Source organism: Vibrio sp. 1F279, from assembly GCF_041439815.1.
Taxonomy (GTDB): domain Bacteria; phylum Pseudomonadota; class Gammaproteobacteria; order Enterobacterales; family Vibrionaceae; genus Vibrio; species Vibrio tasmaniensis_A.
The window spans coordinates 100,784-121,640 of the sequence record NZ_JBGOOU010000008.1; the positions used below are offsets into that span (position 1 = coordinate 100,784).

Annotated in this window: 20 protein-coding genes; 4 read left to right on the forward strand and 16 right to left on the reverse strand. The window is 43.8% G+C overall.

Annotation, left to right across the window (positions count from 1 at the left end; translation table 11 throughout):
* Nucleotides 1–155: 155 nt before the first annotated feature.
* Both ACED60_RS08490 and cysB read right to left on the reverse strand, forming a co-directional pair.
* Nucleotides 156–1,358, reverse strand: a complete 1,203-nt coding sequence (locus ACED60_RS08490; protein ID WP_371727315.1) for a methyltransferase — start codon at nt 1,356–1,358, stop codon at nt 156–158.
* A gap of 169 nt (nt 1,359–1,527) precedes the next feature.
* Entirely contained in the window at nt 1,528–2,502 is a 975-nt protein-coding gene (gene cysB / locus ACED60_RS08495) for an HTH-type transcriptional regulator CysB (protein WP_009848858.1), read from the reverse strand.
* A gap of 322 nt (nt 2,503–2,824) precedes the next feature.
* Here cysB and ACED60_RS08500 point away from each other — a divergent pair, with 322 nt between their 5' ends.
* Complete coding sequence (locus tag ACED60_RS08500) at nt 2,825–3,589, forward strand: hypothetical protein (protein ID WP_009848859.1); 765 nt, start codon at nt 2,825–2,827, stop codon at nt 3,587–3,589.
* Nucleotides 3,590–3,687: 98 nt separating this feature from the next.
* Nucleotides 3,688–4,482, forward strand: a complete 795-nt coding sequence (locus ACED60_RS08505; protein ID WP_371727316.1) for a tRNA-(ms[2]io[6]A)-hydroxylase — start codon at nt 3,688–3,690, stop codon at nt 4,480–4,482.
* 107 nt (nt 4,483–4,589) lie between these two features.
* Here the strand turns inward: ACED60_RS08505 and pyrF are convergent, their stop codons facing one another.
* The 11 genes from pyrF to ACED60_RS08560 all read right to left on the reverse strand — a co-directional run bounded on the left by pyrF (nt 4,590) and on the right by ACED60_RS08560 (nt 15,980).
* Nucleotides 4,590–5,285, reverse strand: coding sequence for an orotidine-5'-phosphate decarboxylase (gene pyrF / locus ACED60_RS08510; protein WP_017089172.1), 696 nt, complete (start codon nt 5,283–5,285; stop codon nt 4,590–4,592).
* A gap of 122 nt (nt 5,286–5,407) precedes the next feature.
* Nucleotides 5,408–6,583 (reverse strand): lipopolysaccharide assembly protein LapB, encoded by a 1,176-nt coding sequence (lapB, locus tag ACED60_RS08515; RefSeq protein ID WP_122046370.1) that lies wholly within the window; start codon nt 6,581–6,583, stop codon nt 5,408–5,410.
* A gap of 12 nt (nt 6,584–6,595) precedes the next feature.
* Nucleotides 6,596–6,868, reverse strand: coding sequence for a LapA family protein (locus ACED60_RS08520; protein ID WP_371727317.1), 273 nt, complete (start codon nt 6,866–6,868; stop codon nt 6,596–6,598).
* Between the two features lie 129 nt (nt 6,869–6,997).
* Entirely contained in the window at nt 6,998–7,282 is a 285-nt protein-coding gene (gene ihfB, locus ACED60_RS08525; RefSeq protein ID WP_010439923.1) for an integration host factor subunit beta, read from the reverse strand.
* A 121-nt stretch (nt 7,283–7,403) separates the two neighbouring features.
* Nucleotides 7,404–9,074 (reverse strand): 30S ribosomal protein S1, encoded by a 1,671-nt coding sequence (gene rpsA, locus ACED60_RS08530; protein ID WP_012604398.1) that lies wholly within the window; start codon nt 9,072–9,074, stop codon nt 7,404–7,406.
* 106 nt (nt 9,075–9,180) lie between these two features.
* A complete protein-coding gene (gene cmk / locus ACED60_RS08535) occupies nt 9,181–9,861 on the reverse strand; it encodes a (d)CMP kinase (RefSeq protein ID WP_017104105.1) in 681 nt (226 codons plus the stop codon).
* A gap of 278 nt (nt 9,862–10,139) precedes the next feature.
* The gene (gene kdsB, locus ACED60_RS08540) at nt 10,140–10,886 is read right to left on the reverse strand and encodes a 3-deoxy-manno-octulosonate cytidylyltransferase (RefSeq protein ID WP_009847141.1); all 747 of its coding nucleotides are present in this window, start codon (nt 10,884–10,886) and stop codon (nt 10,140–10,142) included.
* On the reverse strand, nt 10,886–11,065 hold the full coding sequence (locus ACED60_RS08545; protein WP_004736429.1) for a Trm112 family protein: 180 nt from the start codon (nt 11,063–11,065) through the stop codon (nt 10,886–10,888). Before ACED60_RS08545 ends, kdsB begins: the two co-directional genes overlap by 1 nt.
* The gene (lpxK, locus tag ACED60_RS08550) at nt 11,046–12,053 is read right to left on the reverse strand and encodes a tetraacyldisaccharide 4'-kinase (protein ID WP_371727318.1); all 1,008 of its coding nucleotides are present in this window, start codon (nt 12,051–12,053) and stop codon (nt 11,046–11,048) included. The genes ACED60_RS08545 and lpxK overlap by 20 nt, the downstream gene beginning before the upstream one ends.
* A 14-nt stretch (nt 12,054–12,067) precedes the next feature.
* Nucleotides 12,068–13,816: a lipid A ABC transporter ATP-binding protein/permease MsbA gene (gene msbA / locus ACED60_RS08555; protein WP_029223805.1), complete on the reverse strand. Its 1,749-nt coding sequence runs from the start codon at nt 13,814–13,816 to the stop codon at nt 12,068–12,070.
* Between the two features lie 31 nt (nt 13,817–13,847).
* Nucleotides 13,848–15,980 carry a DNA internalization-related competence protein ComEC/Rec2 gene (locus ACED60_RS08560; RefSeq protein ID WP_371727346.1) on the reverse strand — a complete coding sequence of 711 codons (2,133 nt, stop codon included), beginning with the start codon at nt 15,978–15,980 and terminating at the stop codon, nt 13,848–13,850.
* Nucleotides 15,981–16,195: 215 nt separating this feature from the next.
* Here ACED60_RS08560 and ACED60_RS08565 point away from each other — a divergent pair, with 215 nt between their 5' ends.
* The gene (locus ACED60_RS08565; protein WP_009847146.1) at nt 16,196–16,708 is read left to right on the forward strand and encodes a DUF2062 domain-containing protein; all 513 of its coding nucleotides are present in this window, start codon (nt 16,196–16,198) and stop codon (nt 16,706–16,708) included.
* 212 nt (nt 16,709–16,920) lie between these two features.
* Here ACED60_RS08565 and lolE read toward each other — a convergent pair whose 3' ends face one another.
* The 3 genes from lolE to lolC are packed head-to-tail and all read right to left on the reverse strand — an operon-like array spanning nt 16,921 to nt 20,059.
* On the reverse strand, nt 16,921–18,165 hold the full coding sequence (gene lolE, locus ACED60_RS08570) for a lipoprotein-releasing ABC transporter permease subunit LolE (RefSeq protein ID WP_122046376.1): 1,245 nt from the start codon (nt 18,163–18,165) through the stop codon (nt 16,921–16,923).
* Nucleotides 18,166–18,858, reverse strand: a complete 693-nt coding sequence (gene lolD, locus ACED60_RS08575) for a lipoprotein-releasing ABC transporter ATP-binding protein LolD (protein WP_009847148.1) — start codon at nt 18,856–18,858, stop codon at nt 18,166–18,168.
* Nucleotides 18,851–20,059: a lipoprotein-releasing ABC transporter permease subunit LolC gene (gene lolC / locus ACED60_RS08580; protein WP_371727319.1), complete on the reverse strand. Its 1,209-nt coding sequence runs from the start codon at nt 20,057–20,059 to the stop codon at nt 18,851–18,853. Before lolC ends, lolD begins: the two co-directional genes overlap by 8 nt.
* Nucleotides 20,060–20,286: 227 nt before the next feature.
* Here lolC and ACED60_RS08585 point away from each other — a divergent pair, with 227 nt between their 5' ends.
* Nucleotides 20,287–20,856, forward strand: a complete 570-nt coding sequence (locus ACED60_RS08585; RefSeq protein ID WP_009847150.1) for a hypothetical protein — start codon at nt 20,287–20,289, stop codon at nt 20,854–20,856.
* The last annotated feature ends 1 nt before the right edge of the window (nt 20,857 follow it).

The following is a 20,857-nucleotide window of genomic DNA, read 5'->3' on the forward strand; positions in this document are numbered from 1 at the left end:
TTGAAGCGTTCAGTTAATTCAGACACATTAAACAAAAAGCCAGTACGACATTATGTCGCGCTGGCTTTTTTGTATTTATCATTTTTTTGTATTTATAACTTTATTTTGCATTCATGATGTTAGATCGTAAAAACACGTACCAGTGCTGTTTACCGCTAGCGCTCGATCTTAACCCCATGAATCAATAGGTTTCTTGGCGTTACACTACGTTCGCAGAACTCTTCAATCGAAGCTTGATAACCCTGTTCTTGCAGATAAATGGCACGATCCAAGGCCAACCATACCTCTAAAGGTCTTCTAAAGACTTGTTGAACTAAACTCAGCTTTTCCATTTCCCAGAAAAGCGCTTCGCCTTGAATTAAATAAGAGTCAAAATCAATATCTGAACCCAGCGATATATCTTTCACTTCAGATGCCCAGCAACAAAATGATTCAAAGCCTGCGGATAGCTCCGATTTCTTGACGCTTGGTACAGGAATGTACTCGTCGACACCAAGCTCACCCTTAAGTAGTTGGCTAAAGCCTAATCGGTAACTCATTTCTAACTGACGGTGTCTTTTTACTCTTTCACCACCAGTGACAGTTTCTTGAAGCGGGATTCTTAAGTCGCTCTTGCTCAACGTTAATGCTGAGCTTTTCGCAACGGATGACATCGCTTGGTAGCTTTCATCGCGAATAAGGTGGTAGCAACATGGAGAAATGGTGACTGCAGGAAGCCCATGTGAAACAGATTTTTTCACTAATTCGACATGAAGGTCACCACAAGCATGAAGAGCAACAGCATGTTGGTTTGAGTTAAACACCCGATCTGCATCTTTTGAAAACGCGTCACCTTGAACAAAGTCCATCTCTAGTTTCTGGTCATCTGCAATCTTTTGCCCGCTTTCACACAGTGACTGTTGCCACTCAAAGCTAGTGACCTTTTGATCTGATTGCTGAGATAAGATTCGACCGAGAAAGCCTTTGCCAGAACACCATTCAAGCCACTCTTTACCATGATGCTCTTTTAATGAAGCCTCTCCCATCGCGACAATTTGTTGCAGCTTTCTGCCGGGGATACCATCGGCAGTACCGCGCGGAAGATCAAGCCCAACTAAAGCCGAATTATCAAACTGGATGTGTTGATTGGCATTCCCTAACTCTGGGAGAAAACGCATAAGTTCCGAAATCAGAACTTGAGGCTGTTCTTTTAGCGTTTGAATGCGTTCAATACTCAAACCATCTAACCAATCGACAAGTGGAAGGTTCACGTCTGTCCATGGCTGATCGTGAGTTTGGCATAGGTGAAAAGGCTCTGAACGCCAGTAAATCTGGTGCTCTAGCAAAAATGAATCGAGTATTTTGAATCGTGAATGCATGCTTCCCCCTATGGTGCGATGATTGTAGGGGTAAGAGGCCTAAATGGAAAGGAAGGTTACAAATTGAGGTTGTATAAAGACAACCTACCAGCAATAAAACCACAAATGAGCTTAAATGAAAACGGCCTGTAAACAGGCCGAATTGAGAATCTAGGTAAGACTATGACCCTTAGCGAACGGGTAAGTCGATGTCTTTAAACATCTCTTCGATCTCTTCATTCGATTTCAAAGAAATAGCTTGCTCAACTACTGGGCGAGTTAAGTGCGGTGCAAAACGCTCCATGAAATCGAACATGTAAGAACGTAAGAAAGTACCCTTTCTAAAGCCAATACTTGTGGTACTCGCACCAAACAAGTGGCTCGCGTCAATAGCAACCAAGTCTGTATCTTGCTCGTGGTCAATCGCCATGCTTGCAATTACACCCACCCCGATTCCCATCCGAACATAAGTTTTAATCACATCAGCATCCGTCGCGGTAAACACAACACGCGGTGTTAAGCCTACTTTGTTAAATGCTGTATCCAGCTCGGAACGGCCAGTAAAACCAAATACATAAGTCACGAGAGAATAAGCGGCAAGATCTTCAATCGAGATATTTCGTTTCTGTGCAAGAGGGTGATCTTTCGTTACCACGATCGAACGGTTCCAATGATAACAAGGCAGCATAATTGCATCTTGATAAAGGTGTAGCGCTTCCGTTGCAATCGCAAAGTTCGCTGTACCCTTAGCTACCGCTTCTGACATCTGGCTTGGCGTGCCTTGATGCATGTGAAGCGACACTTTTGGATAACGCGCCGTGAAACCTTTAATCACATCAGGGAGTGCATAACGAGCTTGAGTATGAGTGGTTGAAATATTCAAGGTGCCCATCTCAGGATGAGTGTGCTCACCCGCAACCGCTTTAATACTCTCAACACGAGCCAAAATCTCTTGAGAGATACGAATAATATCCTCACCGGCTTGTGTAACCTGAGTTAAATGCTTACCGCTACGCTCAAATATTTGAATGCCTAGCTCGTCTTCAAGTAATCTAACCTGTTTACTTATGCCGGGCTGAGATGTGTACAAACTCTCTGCTGTCGCTGAAACATTTAGGTTATGGTTTAGAACCTCAACAATGTACTTCAGTTGCTGTAACTTCATATCTAACCTCGTAATCCTTTACTCATTTCTGCGCTAACTTATTTGCAAATAGAGCGTTATAGTCTCGTGTAATATAATTAATAGTTATAACGCTTCGAGAACTAAAATGACAGAAATATCGAGCTTTTAAAGCGTAACAAATAAAAATATCACTGACGCTTTGTAAGCCACTCCTCATTCTCACACATTAGTTAGTAAATTTTGATTGCCGATTGCGCTCAACAAGAGATAATCAAAAATTGTAATTTACAAGTGCCTATACACAATGGAATCGTGTATCCTCTCTAGTTAGCTATAGAAAACAATAAGCAGACACAAATATATGAATATTGGTTTAATAATCGCCTTGGTAGCCGTGCTTTTGGTGTTGGTTTTAGGCTACAACATCATGCTTCAATACAAAGTTAAGGTAGAAACAACGAAGAAACAGGAAGCTTCTCGTTATCTAACCATTATAGATGGAACAGAAGAGTTAATTGGCAATGCTCACCACATGCCGTTTAGCCAAGATCTTCTTATATGCTTAAACAATCGAATTCTTGATGCATTAGTTAATATGTATGAACTCGATCCTAAAAATAAGCAGCTTGCCCAACGCATCGAAAGCGTAAAGCAACAAATCACGCAGCTTAAAGAGAACCACCAAGGGGGCGAAAGCACCGCTTTTCGCATGCCTAGTAGTGACAAACAAGCAATCATGATGCTTAAGCTAGTTAAACGCTTGCGTGACACGGTTCGTAACGAGCACAATAAAGGACGTTTTAATACTCAAGCTTTTGTGGTTGAAAACGCTCGCTTAGAAACAATCCAAATTCGCATCAACATCGAGAATGTTATCAAACGTGCAAATGACTCGATATCTCGTGGACAGCCTGGCACAGCGATTCAACTGTTGCGCAAAGGCATCGATGCATTAGCCACGAAAAACGACGCATACTCCAATCAAGCGAAAGACAAGCTACAACAGATGCTTGACGATCTTGATCAGAAGCGCCTAAATAAAAACGCAGAAGATTTACAGCAGATGGAATCGAAAGAGCGTGAAGATGACATGGATGCTCTATTCGGTCAGAAGAAAAAATGGTAACGCTCTAACTCAACACTTAAAGGCCGCTCTATTTAAATTAGCGGCCTTTTTTGTACCTGTGGAATTTCCTTTCTCCGTATAGGGGGATCTCTTAAGCTGTGATAAAATCCCGCATTATCAACAAACTTGCCCTTACCATGTATCAAGAATTATTAGCCCCTATACACTCTTTTCTTAAAGCTGAAACGCCAGATTCATGGATAGATGAAGCCAAGAAGCCTGAAAACCTTCATATCATTCTACGCGATCACATGCTTTGTGAACTTAAAGCAGCTCAAAGTGCTTTGTTCCTTATCCGTAAAGATGCGGTAGATAAAGAAAGCGCGAAGCAACTGAATGAGTGGATTTTGCCCTACGAGCAATTTGCTTACCGTCGTATTGGAGACTTGGAGTCTCTACGTGGTAAAAGTAATGTATCAAAGCAAATTACAGCGAAAGAAGGCTGTAATTACGGTGCTGACTTGATCGATAAAATGGTATTACTGATCAAAGAAGAGTTGCATCACTTCTACCAAGTGATGGAATTGATGGTAAAAAAAGGCGTGACTTATCAACCGATCGAGGCGGGCCGCTACGCTAAGGGTTTAATCAAGCAAGTTAAAACTTACGAGCCTGATGCTCTGGTTGATAAGCTTATTATTGGTGCATTTATTGAAGCTCGCTCTTGTGAACGCTTTGCTAAACTGGCTCCTTTCTTAGAAGAAGACATGGAAAAGTTTTACGTATCTCTACTTCGTTCAGAAGCTCGTCACTATCAAGACTATCTTGAACTCGCGGAACAAATCGCAGGGAAAGATATCTCTGAGCGTATTGCTCATTTTGCGCAAGTTGAAGCAGAACTTATCACTTCAGAAGACAGCGACTTTAAGTTTCATAGTGGCGCTCCGGTTTAAGCTGTTCAGAACAAGTCTACTCCAGACCAATTCTGTATTTAGTACACCTATAAGAAGGCCAGCAAATTGCTGGCCTTCTTTATTGGAATTACGACTTAATGATAAGCTTAAGCTAGCGTGCCGTTGATTTCAGCAAGTACTGCTGCAGGGTCCGCTGCTTGAGTAATTGGACGACCGATAACTAAGTAGTCTGAGCCGGCTTGAATCGCCTTAGAAGGCGTCATTATACGCTTCTGGTCACCAACATCAGCGCCTACAGGACGAATACCTGGAGTAACTAGCTTGAACTCCTGACCAAGTGCACCTTTGAGCAAAGAAGCCTCTTGTGCAGAACATACAACACCGTCTAGGCCTGAGTTTTTAGTCAAAGACGCTAAGCGCATCACTTGTTGCTGTGGCTCTAGATCCAGACCGATACCCGCTAGGTCAGATTGCTCCATACTGGTTAGTACCGTCACACCAATTAACAATGGACGATCTTTACCATATGGTTCCAAAATTTCACGAGAAGCAGTCATCATACGCTCGCCACCACTCGCGTGCACGTTCACCATCCACACGCCCATCTCAGCGGCAGCACGTACCGCTTTTGAACATGTGTTCGGGATATCGTGGAACTTAAGGTCCAAAAACACAGAGAAACCACGTTTATGTAATTCACGAACAAATTCAGGGCCAAACAGAGTAAACATCTCTTTGCCAACTTTTAGGCGGCAAGATGCTGGGTCAATACGATCGACAAAGGCTAACGCATCCGCTTGGTTATCATAATCCAATGCTACAATGATTTTTTGGTCGTTCATTTCATCTCCTAACGCAGTTAACTTTCTACAAAATATTTATACCAATCAGGCCATAAATAACAGTCATAAAAATGCAGCCCGAAAGCTGCAATTAATAATTTGGTCTTAAAATGACCACAAATCTATTCACCATCAAGCCCACGAATAGGCTTGATCGTTCCCCACCCCTTACATGAAGGGCAGTGCCAATACATTGAGTGAGTTGAGAAACCACACTGACGGCATCGGTAATGAGGCTTAACCTTGAGTTGTTCACCAACCATAGATTGAAGCGTTGTTAAGCTGTCTTTAGCTCTACCTTCTTCCGCTTCCTCTAGGTGATAATCAATTAATCGATAAAAACCTTTCATGGTTGGATTTTTAACAAGCTGCTTTGTCAGTAGCTCTTGAGCAGAGCCAACATCTTCATGGTCGGCAACGAGTTGAGCCAGCATCAACTCAGCGGAAACACCGGCTTTCTTCTGAATACACGCTTTAAGGAACTCGACCAACTGCGCTTCTTGTCCAAGTTTGTGGTAACACTCAGCAAGCGTTGGCAGGACTTCACTAATGAAGTCGATATCTTGCTCGAGAACTGACTCTAAATAAGTAATTGTCTTGTGATAATCTTCATTGGCTAAATGGAATTTTCCTAAAGCAATACTGGCTCGAACACATTTAGGGTCTTCTGAAAGGGCCTTCTTGAAGTGCTGAAGCGCTTTAGGGCGGTTGCCGTCGGCTTGTTCTTGCATCGCAAGCTCACACCAGAAGTGTGCAACCATCGCACGCGTCTTCATTTTCTTCTTGCTCAGCTTAACTAAGATATTCCCGTAATGAATCGCTTTATTCCACTCACGCGTTTGCTGATAAATGGCAACCAACTGCTGTAAAGCGCCTTCTTTATGATCAGGCTCTTCTACAAGCTGTTCAAAAATTTTCTCTGCGCGATCAAGAAAGCCTGAGACCGTATAGTCTTTAGCTAATTGTTGCAATGCGAGGTTTTTTTGATCGAGGGTAAGCCCAGACCGAGAGATAAGATTTTGGTGAATACGAATAGCGCGGTCGACTTCGCCTCTTGAGCGGAACAAGTTGCCCAAAGCCAAGTGAGTATCGATGGTTTCATTGTCTACTTGAAGTAACTCAATGAAGTGATCAACCGCTTTGTCAGATTGGTCTGACAGTAATAGGTTCAAACCCGTCACGTATTGGCGGGAGATCTGGTGTGATTGCTTTTGTTTTTCTTGCTGAGCATTACGATTACCCATATACCAACCATAAGCGGCTGCGATGGGTAAAAGTAAGAACAGTAACTCTAACATCAAATATGGCCTTTAAGCTTTAGTTTCAGCAGCGACCTGCTTTGATTGCTTATTGAGTTGCTTCTTCAAGCGATGAATTTTTAGTTGAGATCGCATGTGCATATTTCCAAAGACTAACCAAGCAAGAGCAAAACCTGAAACGAATACAACACCTAGCAAGCTTGACAGGTGGAAGCCGCCTTGCGCTAGCAAATAATTGAAATTCACGATTGTTTGGTTTTGAGAGCCTAAAGCCAGTGCCATTAGGAAAAGGGCGATAACAGCGACTATTTTTATAATTTTCATAGTTCATCACTCATTGATTAGTTAGCTGTACGATTATGCAGGAAAATTACTAATCAGACCACCATATTATGGTCATAAAAAAGCGGCATACATTATAGTATGCCGCTTTTCTTAATTCCGATAAGTAGCCTACAACCCTGAGTTTACTCGTTCGCGTAGCTCTTTACCTGGTTTGAAGTGAGGAACGTATTTACCTTCCAACTCAACCTTGTCACCAGTTTTAGGATTACGTCCAACACGAGGTTCACGGTAATGCAGAGAAAAGCTGCCAAAGCCGCGAATTTCGATTCGATCACCACTTTCTAGTGTTGAAGCCATGTGCTCTAAAATGTCTTTTACAGCGTCTTCAATTTCTTTTGCAGAAAGATGCGTTTGCTCAGCGCACAGTCTTTCAATCAATTCAGACTTAGTCATAGTTACCCTCGTTGGTTTTCTTTTTAGAAATTATAGACCTATAGGAAAAATAAGCAAAAAAAAAGGAGCCTTACGGCTCCTTTCTTGGCTAGATAGCTATAATTCTCTTAATGAGAAGCTATTATTCGCCTTTAGCAGCTTTGAATGCGTCTGCCATTGCGTTACCGAACGCGCCTTCATCAGACTTGTTCAGTGAAGCCATTGCTTCTTGCTCATCAGCTTCATCTTTAGCTTTGATAGATAGGTTGATTACGCGGTTCTTACGGTCTACACCAGTGAACTTCGCTTCAACGCTGTCGCCAACGCTTAGGATTAGAGATGCATCTTCGATACGGTCACGAGAAACTTCAGAAGCACGTAGGTAGCCTTCAACGCCTTCGATTAGCTCGATAGTAGCGCCTTTAGCGTCAACTGCAGTTACAGTACCGTTTACAAGAACACCTTTCTTGTTGTCAGCAACGTATGCGTTGAACGGGTCGTTTTCCATTTGCTTAACGCCAAGAGAAATACGCTCACGCTCTGCATCTACTGCTAGAACAACAGCAGAGATTTCGTCGCCTTTCTTGTATTCACGTACAGCTTCTTCGCCGGCAGCGTTCCAAGAAATGTCAGATAGGTGTACAAGACCGTCGATACCGCCTTCTAGACCGATGAAGATACCAAAGTCAGTGATAGACTTGATCTTACCAGTAACTTTGTCGCCCTTAGCTTGCATTTCTGCAAATGACTGCCATGGGTTAGCTTTACACTGTTTCAGACCTAGAGAGATACGACGACGTTCTTCGTCGATATCAAGAACCATAACCTCAACTTCGTCGCCAACATTAACAACTTTAGAAGGGTGGATGTTCTTGTTAGTCCAATCCATTTCAGAAACGTGTACTAGACCTTCAACGCCTTCTTCGATTTCAACGAAGCAGCCGTAGTCAGTTAGGTTTGTAACACGACCAGAAAGCTTGTGACCTTCTGGGTAACGCTTAGCGATTGCTACCCATGGATCTTCGCCTAGTTGCTTAAGACCTAGTGAAACACGAGTGCGCTCACGATCGAACTTAAGAACTTTAACTAGGATTTCGTCACCAACGTTAACGATCTCTGATGGGTGCTTAACGCGCTTCCAAGCCATATCTGTGATATGTAGAAGACCGTCAACACCGCCAAGATCAACGAATGCACCGTAGTCAGTAAGGTTCTTAACGATACCTTTAACTTCAGTACCTTCTTGTAGAGTTTCAAGAAGTTCGTCACGCTCAACACTGTTTTCAGATTCGATAACAGCACGACGAGAAACAACAACGTTGTTACGCTTCTGGTCTAGCTTGATTACTTTGAACTCTAGCTCTTTGTTTTCTAGGTGAGCAGTGTCACGGATAGGACGTACGTCTACTAGAGAACCTGGAAGGAAAGCACGGATACCGTTAAGTTCAACAGTGAAACCGCCTTTAACTTTACCGTTGATGATACCAACAACAGTTTCAGCTTCTTCACAAGCTTTCTCAAGTACGATCCAAGCTTCGTGACGCTTAGCTTTCTCACGAGAAAGTTGAGTTTCACCGAAACCATCTTCAACAGCGTCTAGAGCTACGTCTACTTCAGCACCAACTTCAACTTCAAGTTCGCCAGCAGCGTTCTTGAATTGTTCAGCAGGGATAGCAGATTCAGACTTAAGACCAGCGTCTACAAGAACGTAACCGTTCTCGATAGCTACTACAGTACCTTTAACGATGCTGCCTTGTTGGAATTCAGTTTCAGATAGAAACTCTTCAAAGAGTTGAGCAAAAGATTCAGTCATTATTTAATCTTCAATAATTAAACGTCCATGGGTATCCTACCGCATGGGGTTGATAAATTCGCCGGTCATCATCCTTGCGACCAACGTTCGTACTAGCTCGGCGAAATTACCCAGCCAGTTTCGATTCAATATAGTGTAGTGCTTTTTCGACTACCTGCTCAATATTCATTGAGGTGGAATCAAGCACTAGAGCATCCTCTGCAGGGCGAAGTGGCGCCACTGGGCGATTACGATCTCGATCGTCTCGCTCTTGGATCTCGCTCAAAAGGTCGTCAAATTTAACATCTAACCCCTTCTGTTGCAACTGTTTAAGGCGGCGACTCGCGCGCTCTTCAGCACTTGCATCTAAAAATATTTTCGCTTCCGCTTCAGGAAACACAACCGTTCCCATGTCACGACCGTCTGCAACTAAACCAGGAGCTGCGCTAAAAGCACGTTGACGACGTAACAGTGCTTCACGAACGCGAGGTAAAGCAGCGACTTTTGAAGCCGCCATGCCCGTCTCTTCTTTACGAAGTTCACCAGACACATCTTCGCCTTCTAAGATAACCTTCACTAGCTCACCTTCAGCGATAAACTGAACATCTAAGTGAGTTGCAAGCGGTACTAAAGCATCTTCTGATTCAGTATCCACGCCATGGTGAATTGCCGCTAAAGCCAATACGCGATAGATCGCGCCTGAGTCTAGAAGATGAAAGCCTAGCTTATCTGCTAGTAACATACACAGGGTACCTTTACCTGCACCACTTGGTCCATCAACCGTAATCACTGGGCTTTGAGAAGGCATCTTTTACTCCACGTTTTGTCGTAAGTTTTATTCTGTACTAGCGATTCGCCACTACTTTATAGGCGGCATATTATAGAGAAAATTTGCAAGTCGAGCGAGGTAAATCTCAGATAATTCCGGGGTGATGCTACAGAAACCAATGCAACCAACTCAATATCCGTTAACTTAGATAAATAAGGCTGTCATCCGCTTCTCTTTAGGCATAAAAAAGCCTCGCGATAAGCAAGGCTCATGATTTTGCATTTTTGTAGAGCAAAGAAGTAGTCGCTAAAAGACGCTTAGCCAATAATAGCTCGAACCGCTTCTAGGTCTTCTGGCGTATCAACACCAGCTGCAGGTGCTTCTGCCGCAACGTCTACATGGATTTTTTCACCGTACCAAAGTACACGTAGCTGCTCTAGGCACTCAATACGCTCAAGGGTACTTGGTTCCCAATTGATATAGGTATTAATAAAACCCGCACGGTAAGCGTAAATGCCAATGTGACGAAGCAGTGGAGATTCAGCAGCTGTACCATTGTTCGCGTAAGCATCGCGATCCCAAGGAATAGTAGCTCGGCTAAAGTACAGGGCATACCCATCTTTGTCGGTCACAACTTTTACGGCGTTAGGATTAAACACTTCGTCAGCATGAGTAATTTCCACACCGAGTGTTGCCATCGGAGCTGTACTGTTCGCAAGGTTGTTCGCGACCTGATTAATGATCGCAGGTGGGATAAGTGGCTCATCACCTTGAACATTCACGATAATATGATCATCTGGAATCTTCATAACTTCAATCACTTCAGCTAGACGCTCAGTGCCTGATTCATGATTCGGTGATGTCATACAAACGGTCGCGCCAAATGCTTTGGCCGCTTTTTCAACTCGAGCGTCGTCGGTAGCGATAATAACGTTATCGGCACCCGCCTTCATTGACTGTTCGTATACCCATTGAATCATCGGCTTTCCACCAATGTCAGCCAGTGGCTTCCCTGGTAAACGGCTCGATTGGTATCTCGCAGGTATAACAACCGTATAAGACATTACTTACCCTCATCCATTGAAACGGTGCGAGCTTCAGGTTCTAAAAGAACAGGAATACCCTCTTTAATTGGGTAAGCAAGGCGATCAATTTTACAAACAAGTTCTTGCTTATCCTTGTCAAAAGTTAGTTTACCTTTACATACAGGGCAAGCAACAATCTCAAGTAGACGGTGATCCATAGTATTCCATAACCTCTTTTATTCTTTTTAAAATTTGCTGTTGCGAATCTTCATCAAACTGCGCAGAAACTGGAAGATACCACCAGTTATCTTGAGCATATTCTTCGCATTTTACAGCGTCTTTTTCTGTCATAATCAGATTCATACCTTTCTTAGCTAAGGCATGAAGTTCATCTTTATCAAAATCTTGATGGTCGGCGAAGCCCTGTGTGAAAACCACGTCACCATCAAGGTTTTCCAATGTTTTGAAAAAGCGTGGCGGGTGACCGATACCAGCGAAAGCCACCAGCTTCTGTAATTCTGCCACAGACCTTTTCTGACCCGTCTTCAGGTTAACCGCTTGGCTTGGAAGCAAAGACATCGAGAACTCTCGCCCGCGCGCTTTACCGCCATTATTAACCAAAAAGTCTACGTCATCTAAACGAGATATAGGCTCTCTTAATGGGCCCAAAGGAATTAGGCACTCACTACCAAAGCGTCTCGCACCGTCGATAACAGCAAATTCAATATCGCGTTCAAGTGCATAATGCTGAAGGCCGTCGTCAGTGATGATGACATTAACCCCTTCGCTCAGCAAAGCCTTTACTGCGTTTGCGCGCACAGGGTCAACCGCTACAGGCGCACCAGTTCGCTTACGAATCAAACGAGGCTCATCACCAGAGTGCTCTGCTGGCGTGTTTTCATCCAACACTAACGGATAGTTTGGTGCTTTCGCCCCATAACCTCGAGAAACAACACCTGGCTTAAAGCCGTGAGCCTGAAGCATCTCTACCAACCAAATCACAACCGGTGTTTTGCCATTGCCGCCAGCGGTAATATTACCAACAACAATCACGGGTAAAGGCGGGCGATAGGTCTCTTTTTTCCCCGATAGATAAGCATCACGACGTTGACCGCTGATCATTTTGAACAGCAGACTCAATGGCCACAATAGTGGCCAGAGAAAGTATTTTAATGGGTGATTGTTAAACCAAATTTTTTCGATCACAACAAGACCTAATCTTATCCGCTGAACTGAATTCGGTGTAGTTGTGCATAAGCGCCATCAAGGGCGATGAGCTCGGCATGTGCACCTCTTTCTACAATATGCCCATCATCAACCACAAGAATCTCATCAGCTTGCTCGATAGTAGAAAGTCGGTGTGCGATAACAAGTACCGTTTTGTCTTTCTGCAGCTCTTCTAATGCAGATTGAATCGCTCTTTCTGACTCGGTATCCAATGCAGATGTCGCCTCATCAAGGATCAGAACAGGTGCATCTCTCAATAGAGCACGTGCAATCGCGATACGCTGTCTTTGACCGCCAGAAAGGCTCGCGCCATTTTCGCCAACAACCGTATCGATGCCATTTTCCATGCTTTCGATAAACTCACTTGCATGCGCAAGTTTAGCCGCGTGTTCGATCTGTTCACGTGAATACTGTTCTTCAGCTGCGTAAGCGATGTTGTTCGCAACCGTATCGTTAAATAGGTGCACATTCTGGGAAACAAGAGCGAAGTGCTCACGTAGATTTCTTAATTCATAATCACGAATGTCGTGACCATCAAGCTCAATAGAGCCAGAGTCTACGTCATAAAAACGAGTAAACAGGTTCGCAATGGTACTCTTACCCGAACCTGAACGGCCGACAAGTGCGACTGTCTTGCCTTTCGGTATATTAAAACTGACCTTATCAAGCGCTGCTTTCTCTGCACCTTGGTAGGTAAATGTTACATCTTTTACTTCGACTTCACCCGCTACGGTTTCAGGCTTCAACGTACCTTTATTTTGTTCCGTATCTAGATCCATCAAACCAAATAGGGTCGTACTCGCTGCCATACCACGTTGGAATTCAGACGTTACATTAGTCAGAGCTTTTAGTGGGCGTAGTAAACCAAACATCGCCGAGAACACAACAGTGAACGTACCAGGAGTAAGCTCTGCTTTAATTGAATCAACACTAGCAAGAAATAGAACAACTACGATTGCAAGTGATGCAATCATCTGAATAATTGGGTTAGCGGCCGCTTGAGCAGTGATTAGCTTCATGCTTTGTTGGCGCATTTGGTTACTAACTTGGTCAAAGCGGTGTTTTTCTAGATCTTGTCCGCCATACGTTAGAACGACTTTATGTCCTTTCAGCATTTGTTCTGCAGAAGAGGCGACGTGACCCATACTGGTTTGCATGTTCTTAGAGATCTTTCTGAATCGCTTCGATACGATACTGATTGCCCACGCGACAAGAGGGGCGACAGCGAACAACACCAAAGACAACTGCCAACTATTCCAGAACATCAGCGTCAACAGGCCAATAATACTTGCACCTTCACGGACAATACTGACTAATGCTTTACTGGTTGCCGCAGAGACTTGCTCTGAATCGTAAGTAATTCGAGATAGCAGCGCACCAGTCTGTTCTTTATCAAAAAAAGAAACTGGCATATGCATAAAATGGCTGAATATTTTACGTCGAATTTCCATGACCACATTGCCTGAAACCCAGCTCAAACAATAAGTTGAAACAAAGCCACTGATGCCACGAACGAACATCATGACAAAGATAATGAGAGGGAGCGTACGTAAAAAGTCAGATTCTGCATTACCAAAGCCTTCATCAAGTAACGGCTTTAGTAAGGAAATCATGTAGGTATCAGTGACAGCATTTATAATAAGCGCAATAACCGCAACACCAAGGCCGGCCTTATATAGTCGAATATAAGTCCAAAGTCTTTTAAATGTGACCCAGGTAGTTTCATCTGTTTGTGTTGACATAGAATCGCTTAATTTTCTCACAATAATCTTCCTATTCTACTCCCTTACGAAGCATCTGCCTATACCACTGTCTGCCTTGTTGTTCTCTAATCTCATGATATTGCCAACCTTCTTGACCAATACTGATGGTTATTTGGCCGCTTTCTCCAGTATCAAGCCAAGCACTCCCTGCGTCGTGATAACGTTCAATAACGGATTCACTCGGCATCCCCCATTGATTGCCTTTGGCCAAAGAAGCGATCGCTAACTGAGGTGAAACGGCCTCAATAAAACTGGCGATCGAAGACGTATTGCTACCATGATGAGGAACAAGCATTACGTCACTTCGAAGCCGTTCGCCTTCGCGTGCAAGTAACCACTCACTGACCAATTCAATATCACCAGTAAGTAACATCGAGAACTCTAGATCGGGGTCAAAAAGCCTGACCACGCACGAATGTGGGTTATACGCCCTCTTCACTTGTTTGGGAGGCCACAAGACCTCAAAAGCAACCCCTTGCCAAGTCCATACTTCTCCTAAAATACATGCTTGAATATTTGACGATTCTTGAATCGTAGATTGTCCTTGTTGACTGATATTCTGACTGGCTCTTACCCACTTAGGGTTGTAATTTTCAAGTAACGACGGATAGCCACCAGCGTGGTCAGAATCGAAATGACTCACTATTACACCCTCCAACTCATGAATTCCCCTCTGATTCAAAGTAGGAATAAGTAAGGATTCGACAATGGAACCTCCTGGCCATGCGTTACCAAGATCGTAAACAACAATCTGATTGTTCTTTTCTAAGAGCAAAGACAACCCGTGACCAACATCCAAGATATCGATAATTAGTTTGTCTTGTTGAGGCTTGCCGAACTCCCACCACAGTACAAACACGGTAATAATCAATATAGATAGTGCTCGCTTGAAATATCGACTGACAAAACCGAAAAACAAGATGAGGAATACAGACAACTCAATCGTGTGATTATCCACTTGAAACCAAAATCGTTCAGAGAAAGGAAGACTAAATACGAGAGGCTCAAGCGATAAGTCGACCAACATCCATAATTGTTCAGACAAACCATTGTTGAATGTAGTTAAGCCAACGCCACCTGATACTGGCGCCAATATTAAGCTAAAGAACATTGCCAGGAACAATAGTGGAATAACCACCATCGACACCCAAGGTAAAAGGAGCAAGTTGTAGAAAACAGAGACTAAGCTGACCCCATTAAAGAACAGCATCGAAAAGGGAGCAATCAGGAATGTCAGCATTAACTGAATCTTGAAGAGCTGCAGTGCTCGGTCGATAAATGTTGAGTTTGAATCGGATGACTGACTATTTAACGCAATGTAAAGAACGGCACCTAACGCACCAAAAGACAACCAGAAGCTACTCGATAATGCTGAAAATGGCCAAATTAGCAGAACCACGCACAGACTTAAGGCGACATACCGAAACAAACTGATATTTTGCCCACGCCACAAGAAATAGCTGGCGATAATACACATCACCAAAGCTCTCAAGGTGGGCAGCGTGAACCCAGCAAACCAACTGTAGAAATAGGCTAAGCCGACTCCGAATATTGTGGGCAACCAAAGAAGTGAAGATGATAGTAACCTGAATACCTTTCCTACTTGATAGCCGATAGCAAAGGCAATCCCAATATGCAGCCCCGAAATAGCCATCAAGTGAATCAAACCACTGCTTTTAAGTAAGTCCCAACGCTGAGAGTGAATAAGGTCTCGATAACCAAAACTCAAAGCCATAATGAGGTCTTGATTTGCCAGTTGACTTAACCTTTCAAGACTGTTTTCAAACCAATAGGACCGTAAGTTGCTATTGGTATGAATGCGATACTTTGTATTAGATCTGTAAATTGCATTGGCAACCACACCTGCGCTAAACAGATACTTTTCTAAATCAAAGCCTGCTTCATTGAGTTTGCCCCATACAGGCTTTATATACACAGATAAATTGACATCATCTCCGAGTGTTAACTTAAAAGGAGTAAACAAACGTAATTTTATCAATTGAGGAAAGATTAATTTTTCGCCGCCAATTGATCTAGCTACTATTACGCTTTCAAAACCGTGGCTATTTTCACTAAAAAGGCTAACAACCGAAGCATTTATGGTAGTATTCTGCCCTGATTGAAATAAGCGACTCGTTTGTATTTCAATTACATTCCCTAGGCAGATAACTAGTATCAATGCTGTTGCTAGACCTCTTGCACTCCGGAAAACGCTATACTTTGTTGATGCTAGTAGTAACAACAGCATCAATGGTGCCCAAACCCAATGAGGCATCACAGGCCAGAAGCTGGCAGACACAACTGTCGCAGCAAATGAAATCAAGAACCAAGTGTTAAACAAGAGAGTAGCTTCCTCCTATGCCAAGAAAGTTTATCAAACGATTTATGCCTGACCATGAGCTAATCAAGCGTCAGAAAGCATTGAAAGTTTTTGGCAATGTTTTGTACAACCCCAACTTATGGTGTCTTAATCGTCGCTCTGCGGCTGGCGCATTCGCTGTTGGGTTATTCATGGCGTTTGTCCCTCTACCAAGCCAAATGATTATGTCTGCAGGCCTTGCTGTCGCATGTGGCGTTAACCTCCCTTTGGCTGTCGCACTTGTTTGGATCAGTAACCCGGTCACTATGCCCGTTCTCTTCTACTTTGCTTATAAAGTCGGGGCGTTTGTTATGCATGTACCACCTCAAGCCTTCCATTTCGAATTGTCTTGGGACTTCATCTTGGCGCAAATGAATACAATCGGGCCTCCTTTCTTACTGGGTTGCCTGATTTGTGGCGTGGTTTCAGCAATGATTGGCTACTTTGGTATTCGCGGGTTATGGCGTTACTCAGTAGTAAGAAGTTGGAAGAAGCGTCAAGCAAGGTACTGACAACTTTTCCTTGTCGTTCAATCTATCCTTGTATGCGCTTCACTTAAACCGCACACAAGTTAAAGTCAGATGAACCGCAGAACTCTGCAATATTGGGATGTAACCACAGTCGTAAAGAATGCAGATTGAATTCAAAAAAAAGGATCCCATCAGGGATCCTTTTTTGTGTATGCCATTTGTCTATCATGCTACATGAAGTATTACTAAGCGCATTACTTCGAGCTAAGCACCGAGGCAGGGTTTAACTTGGCTGCTCGTGATGCTGGGTACCATGTCGCCAATAGGCTCAATACAATAGCAGTACCAGAAACTACAACAACATCCGTCATATCGAGTTGCGAAGGCAAGAAGTCGACAAAGTAGATATCACCGGACAAGAACTGGTGATCGACCAACTTTTCAAGCCCTTTGATAAGTGTCGTGAGATTAAGCGCGACTAACACACCTATTGCACTGCCCACCAAACTACCTAACACGCCTGAGAATACGCCCTGCCAAACGAAAATGCGTTTCACAAGGCCGTCCGATGCGCCCATGGTTCTTAAAATCGCGATCTCTGATGCTCTGTCTTTTACTGCCATCATTAGCGTCGAGACAATATTGAAACAAGCCACGCCAATAACCAGTACCATCACTAGGTACATGATGGTGCGAACCAACTGGATATCTCGATACAGGAAACCAAACTTCTGTTGCCAGCTTCGTAGATACACATACACATCAAGCTGGTTACCCACCTCACGCACAATAGAGTTCGCGTTCAGAACATCGGTCACTTTTAAAGAAACTCCGGTTACTGCCTCGCCTAGGTTTGCATAAACTTGAGCATCGCCAATCGGGATTAGCGCCAAGCTGTGGTCGATCTGGCCATTAAGCGTCAGTAAGCCAACCACTTTCACTCGAACACGTTTAGGTGCTTGAACCTTAACCGACCCATTCACCGTCGGGATCATCAGAGTCAGGTAATCACCGACTTTCGCGCCAAGTACATTGGCCACGCCAGATCCCAAAATGATTTGTTGTTGCCCTGCCTTAAAATCGCTCCAAGCTTGCTTATCGATAAAACTCGATAGGCTCGATACTTGTTGCTCAAGTTGTGGGTCAACACCGCGAACTTCAATTGCTTTCAACTCTTTGCCTTTTTCGGCAAGCGCGGTAATTTTCACATAAGGGGCTGCAGCAACGACTTTATCGTGCTTTACCGACTCCTCAATCACATGCTCCCAGCGAGTTACTGGTTTATTCACGCCCTCAAACTCACCGTGAGGAATGACAGAAAGCACTCGTGATTGAAGCTCTCGCTCAAAACCATTCATTGCAGATAAGCCGATAATGATCACCGCGACACCAACAGCGATACCAATCGTCGAAGACAAGGAGATGAACGACACCATTTTGTCTCGTTGTTTCGCCCGGCTAAATCGGCCGCCTATCAATAGAGATAAAGAAGAAAACACTTAGCTCTCCTCTTTTTCTACGTTGACCAGTAAACCATCTTGCATGTGAAGTTGGCGATCCATCTTACCGGCAAGTTCACCATCGTGAGTCACAACCAAAAAGGCAGTATCGTACTCACGGTTCAGTTCGCGCATTAAGTCGTAAATAGAAAGTGCTGTGTTGTGGTCTAGGTTACCAGTCGGCTCATCCGCCAACACTAGCGCAGGCTTGTTCACCAATGCACGAGCAATTGCCACTCGTTGCCTCTCACCACCTGAAAGTTCTGAAGGTCGGTGGTCAACACGATGACTTAGCCCCACTTTATCAAGTAGCAACTGTGCTTCTTGTTTAGCTTTCGCTGGCTTCTCTCCACCTATCAACAACGGCATTGCTACGTTTTCTAACGCTGAGAAATCAGAAAGAAGATGATGGAATTGATAAACAAAGCCAAGATGCTGGTTGCGAAGCTTAGCCTGCTTATTCGAACTCAAAGACGCTAAGTCTTGTCCGAGAAAGCTGACACTACCATCAGAAGCATCATCCAACGCCCCTAAAATATGCAATAGCGTACTTTTACCTGAACCGGAGGTACCAATGATTGCTACTAGCTCACCCTTTTCTATTTCGAAGCTGACGCCCTTGAGAACCTCAGTATCTAACGAGCCTTCACGGTACGTTTTACGGATATCATTACATTGAAGGAAATTACTCATAACGAAGGGCCTCAGCAGGTTTTACAGACGATGCACGATAAGAAGGGAATACAGTGGCAATCAAGCTAAGTGCAATAGCCAGAACCACAACAACCGCAATTTGGATTGGATTAATCAATATTGGCAACTGTCCACCAAATGAAAACAGAGCAACACCCATCGTCTCTAAAATAGTATTGAGGTTCGAAGCTAAAATCACGCCCAGGATGCCACCAGATAATGCGCCGATCACACCACTACTTGCACCTTGAACCATAAATATCCCCATGACTTGACCATCACGCATACCTTGGGTTTTTAAGATGGCGACTTCGGACTGTTTCTCCATCACCACCATAATAAGCGCAGAAATAATGTTAAACGCAGCAACACCAATGATCAGCCCAAGCATCAAACCCATCATGTTTTTTTCCATTCGAACGGCTTGGAATAACTCACCACGTTGGTCTCGCCAATCGCTCCACACCCAACCTTCCGGTAGCGGTTGGTTTGATAGTTCTGCCACTTCAAATGGGTCATCAAAAAACAGTCGCCAGCCTGAAATGGTGTCTGATTTATAGCGCATCAAACGCCCAGCATCGTTGATATCTGTCACCATCAATTGAGCATCGATATCCGAACCCGTGTTAAAAATGCCAGCTACGGTAAAATTTCGTTGGCTAGGTATGCGCCCTAACGGTGTGTATTGGCTGGCACTGGTGACCATTAAGCGAACTTTGTCGCCCATAGACACTTTCAAGTTTCTTGCCAAGGTATGACCAAGGAAAAGCTGATACTGACCAGCTTTGAGTGAAGACAGTCTGCCAGCAATTAAATGATTCTGAAGAGGGTCATCTGAATTTGGCTCAATACCGATTAACAAGCCCGCAGATAACTGAGCAGGACTTTGGATCACCGCTTCACTGCGAACAATAGGTTCTACGTGGCCATTGAGCGACATTTGCTCCGCAAAGCTAGGTGCTTGAGCAGAAAGTGACGTTGTGCCTCCTTGCTCGTAAACGACGGCTTGAGGAAGGACACCAAGAATTCGGTCTTTTAACTGCGCTTCGAATCCATTCATTACCGACAAAACAGTAACCAGAGACAGCACACCAATGGTAATTCCGGCTGTCGACATATAAGAAACAAAACGGCTAAAGCGATCACCTGAACGGCCTTTCAAATAACGCAGGCCAACAAACAATGAAATAGGATGAAACATACTTTGAACCATCTAAAGGAGATGCGGGTTAATGTAACGGGTATTGCCGTTACTGTGTAGGGGTTAATTGAAAATATAGAGTGAATTATCTCAATTAGTTAGGCTTGAAAAACAGAACCTTGTCAAATAGCTAACTTTCAAACAACTATTTGAGACTTTCAATTAACTGACCTTGATTACTGCGGCCACATAGCGATAATCAATAGATCACTTCAAGGAACTAACGCATGACAGAACAAGAGTTTTTTACCGTTCACCACAGCCTTACCGCTAATATTGAGCCAATGGACAGTAACTTCGCTTTACCTTCTCAGATTCAGTTCGAATCAGAGATCCCTGCCCCTTTTGTAGTGGCAAGTGAATTTAGCCAATTGGATCTATTAGCTGACAGTGCTCGCAACGAACTGAAAAACAGCGACTTGAAGAATGTCATCAGTTTATTGGATGCACAGAACTCTAAATTAAACCTCTTGTTGAGCTTTATGTTATCGCAACAAGATGATGAACAATTTCGGACCCACACGTATTCATTTGGCGCGAGTCAGTTCTCGTGTTTTTCCAAAACAGATATCGAAGCGGGTCGCTTAGTTAAAGCCAAGCTCTTTATCGAGCACCCTGCCGCCGCTATCTATTGCTACGCGGAGGTCTTCGCTAGCGAACCTAAAGATTCAGGCTTCGAAATCAAATTCAAATATGCTCATCTTCGTGATACTGACCAAGACTTGTTGATCAAGGCTGCGCTCCATCAACAACAAAAGCTCTTACGTCAACGCTCTCTAGAACGAGATAACAAGTAAA

What these genes read in the sequence shown, in the direction of transcription:
- cysB (WP_009848858.1), bottom strand. Translation starts at nt 2,502, where the DNA reads ATGAAGTTACAGCAACTGAAGTACATTGTTGAGGTTCTAAACCATAAC.
- msbA (WP_029223805.1), bottom strand. Translation starts at nt 13,816, where the DNA reads ATGTCAACACAAACAGATGAAACTACCTGGGTCACATTTAAAAGACTT.
- ACED60_RS08565 (WP_009847146.1), top strand. Translation starts at nt 16,196, where the DNA reads ATGCCAAGAAAGTTTATCAAACGATTTATGCCTGACCATGAGCTAATC.
- lolC (WP_371727319.1), bottom strand. Translation starts at nt 20,059, where the DNA reads ATGTTTCATCCTATTTCATTGTTTGTTGGCCTGCGTTATTTGAAAGGC.
- ihfB (WP_010439923.1), bottom strand. Translation starts at nt 7,282, where the DNA reads ATGACTAAGTCTGAATTGATTGAAAGACTGTGCGCTGAGCAAACGCAT.
- cmk (WP_017104105.1), bottom strand. Translation starts at nt 9,861, where the DNA reads ATGCCTTCTCAAAGCCCAGTGATTACGGTTGATGGACCAAGTGGTGCA.
- ACED60_RS08545 (WP_004736429.1), bottom strand. Translation starts at nt 11,065, where the DNA reads ATGGATCACCGTCTACTTGAGATTGTTGCTTGCCCTGTATGTAAAGGT.
- rpsA (WP_012604398.1), bottom strand. Translation starts at nt 9,074, where the DNA reads ATGACTGAATCTTTTGCTCAACTCTTTGAAGAGTTTCTATCTGAAACT.
- kdsB (WP_009847141.1), bottom strand. Translation starts at nt 10,886, where the DNA reads ATGTCTTATACGGTTGTTATACCTGCGAGATACCAATCGAGCCGTTTA.
- lolD (WP_009847148.1), bottom strand. Translation starts at nt 18,858, where the DNA reads ATGAGTAATTTCCTTCAATGTAATGATATCCGTAAAACGTACCGTGAA.
- ACED60_RS08585 (WP_009847150.1), top strand. Translation starts at nt 20,287, where the DNA reads ATGACAGAACAAGAGTTTTTTACCGTTCACCACAGCCTTACCGCTAAT.
- lapB (WP_122046370.1), bottom strand. Translation starts at nt 6,583, where the DNA reads ATGTTAGAGTTACTGTTCTTACTTTTACCCATCGCAGCCGCTTATGGT.
- ACED60_RS08500 (WP_009848859.1), top strand. Translation starts at nt 2,825, where the DNA reads ATGAATATTGGTTTAATAATCGCCTTGGTAGCCGTGCTTTTGGTGTTG.
- pyrF (WP_017089172.1), bottom strand. Translation starts at nt 5,285, where the DNA reads ATGAACGACCAAAAAATCATTGTAGCATTGGATTATGATAACCAAGCG.
- ACED60_RS08490 (WP_371727315.1), bottom strand. Translation starts at nt 1,358, where the DNA reads ATGCATTCACGATTCAAAATACTCGATTCATTTTTGCTAGAGCACCAG.
- ACED60_RS08520 (WP_371727317.1), bottom strand. Translation starts at nt 6,868, where the DNA reads ATGAAAATTATAAAAATAGTCGCTGTTATCGCCCTTTTCCTAATGGCA.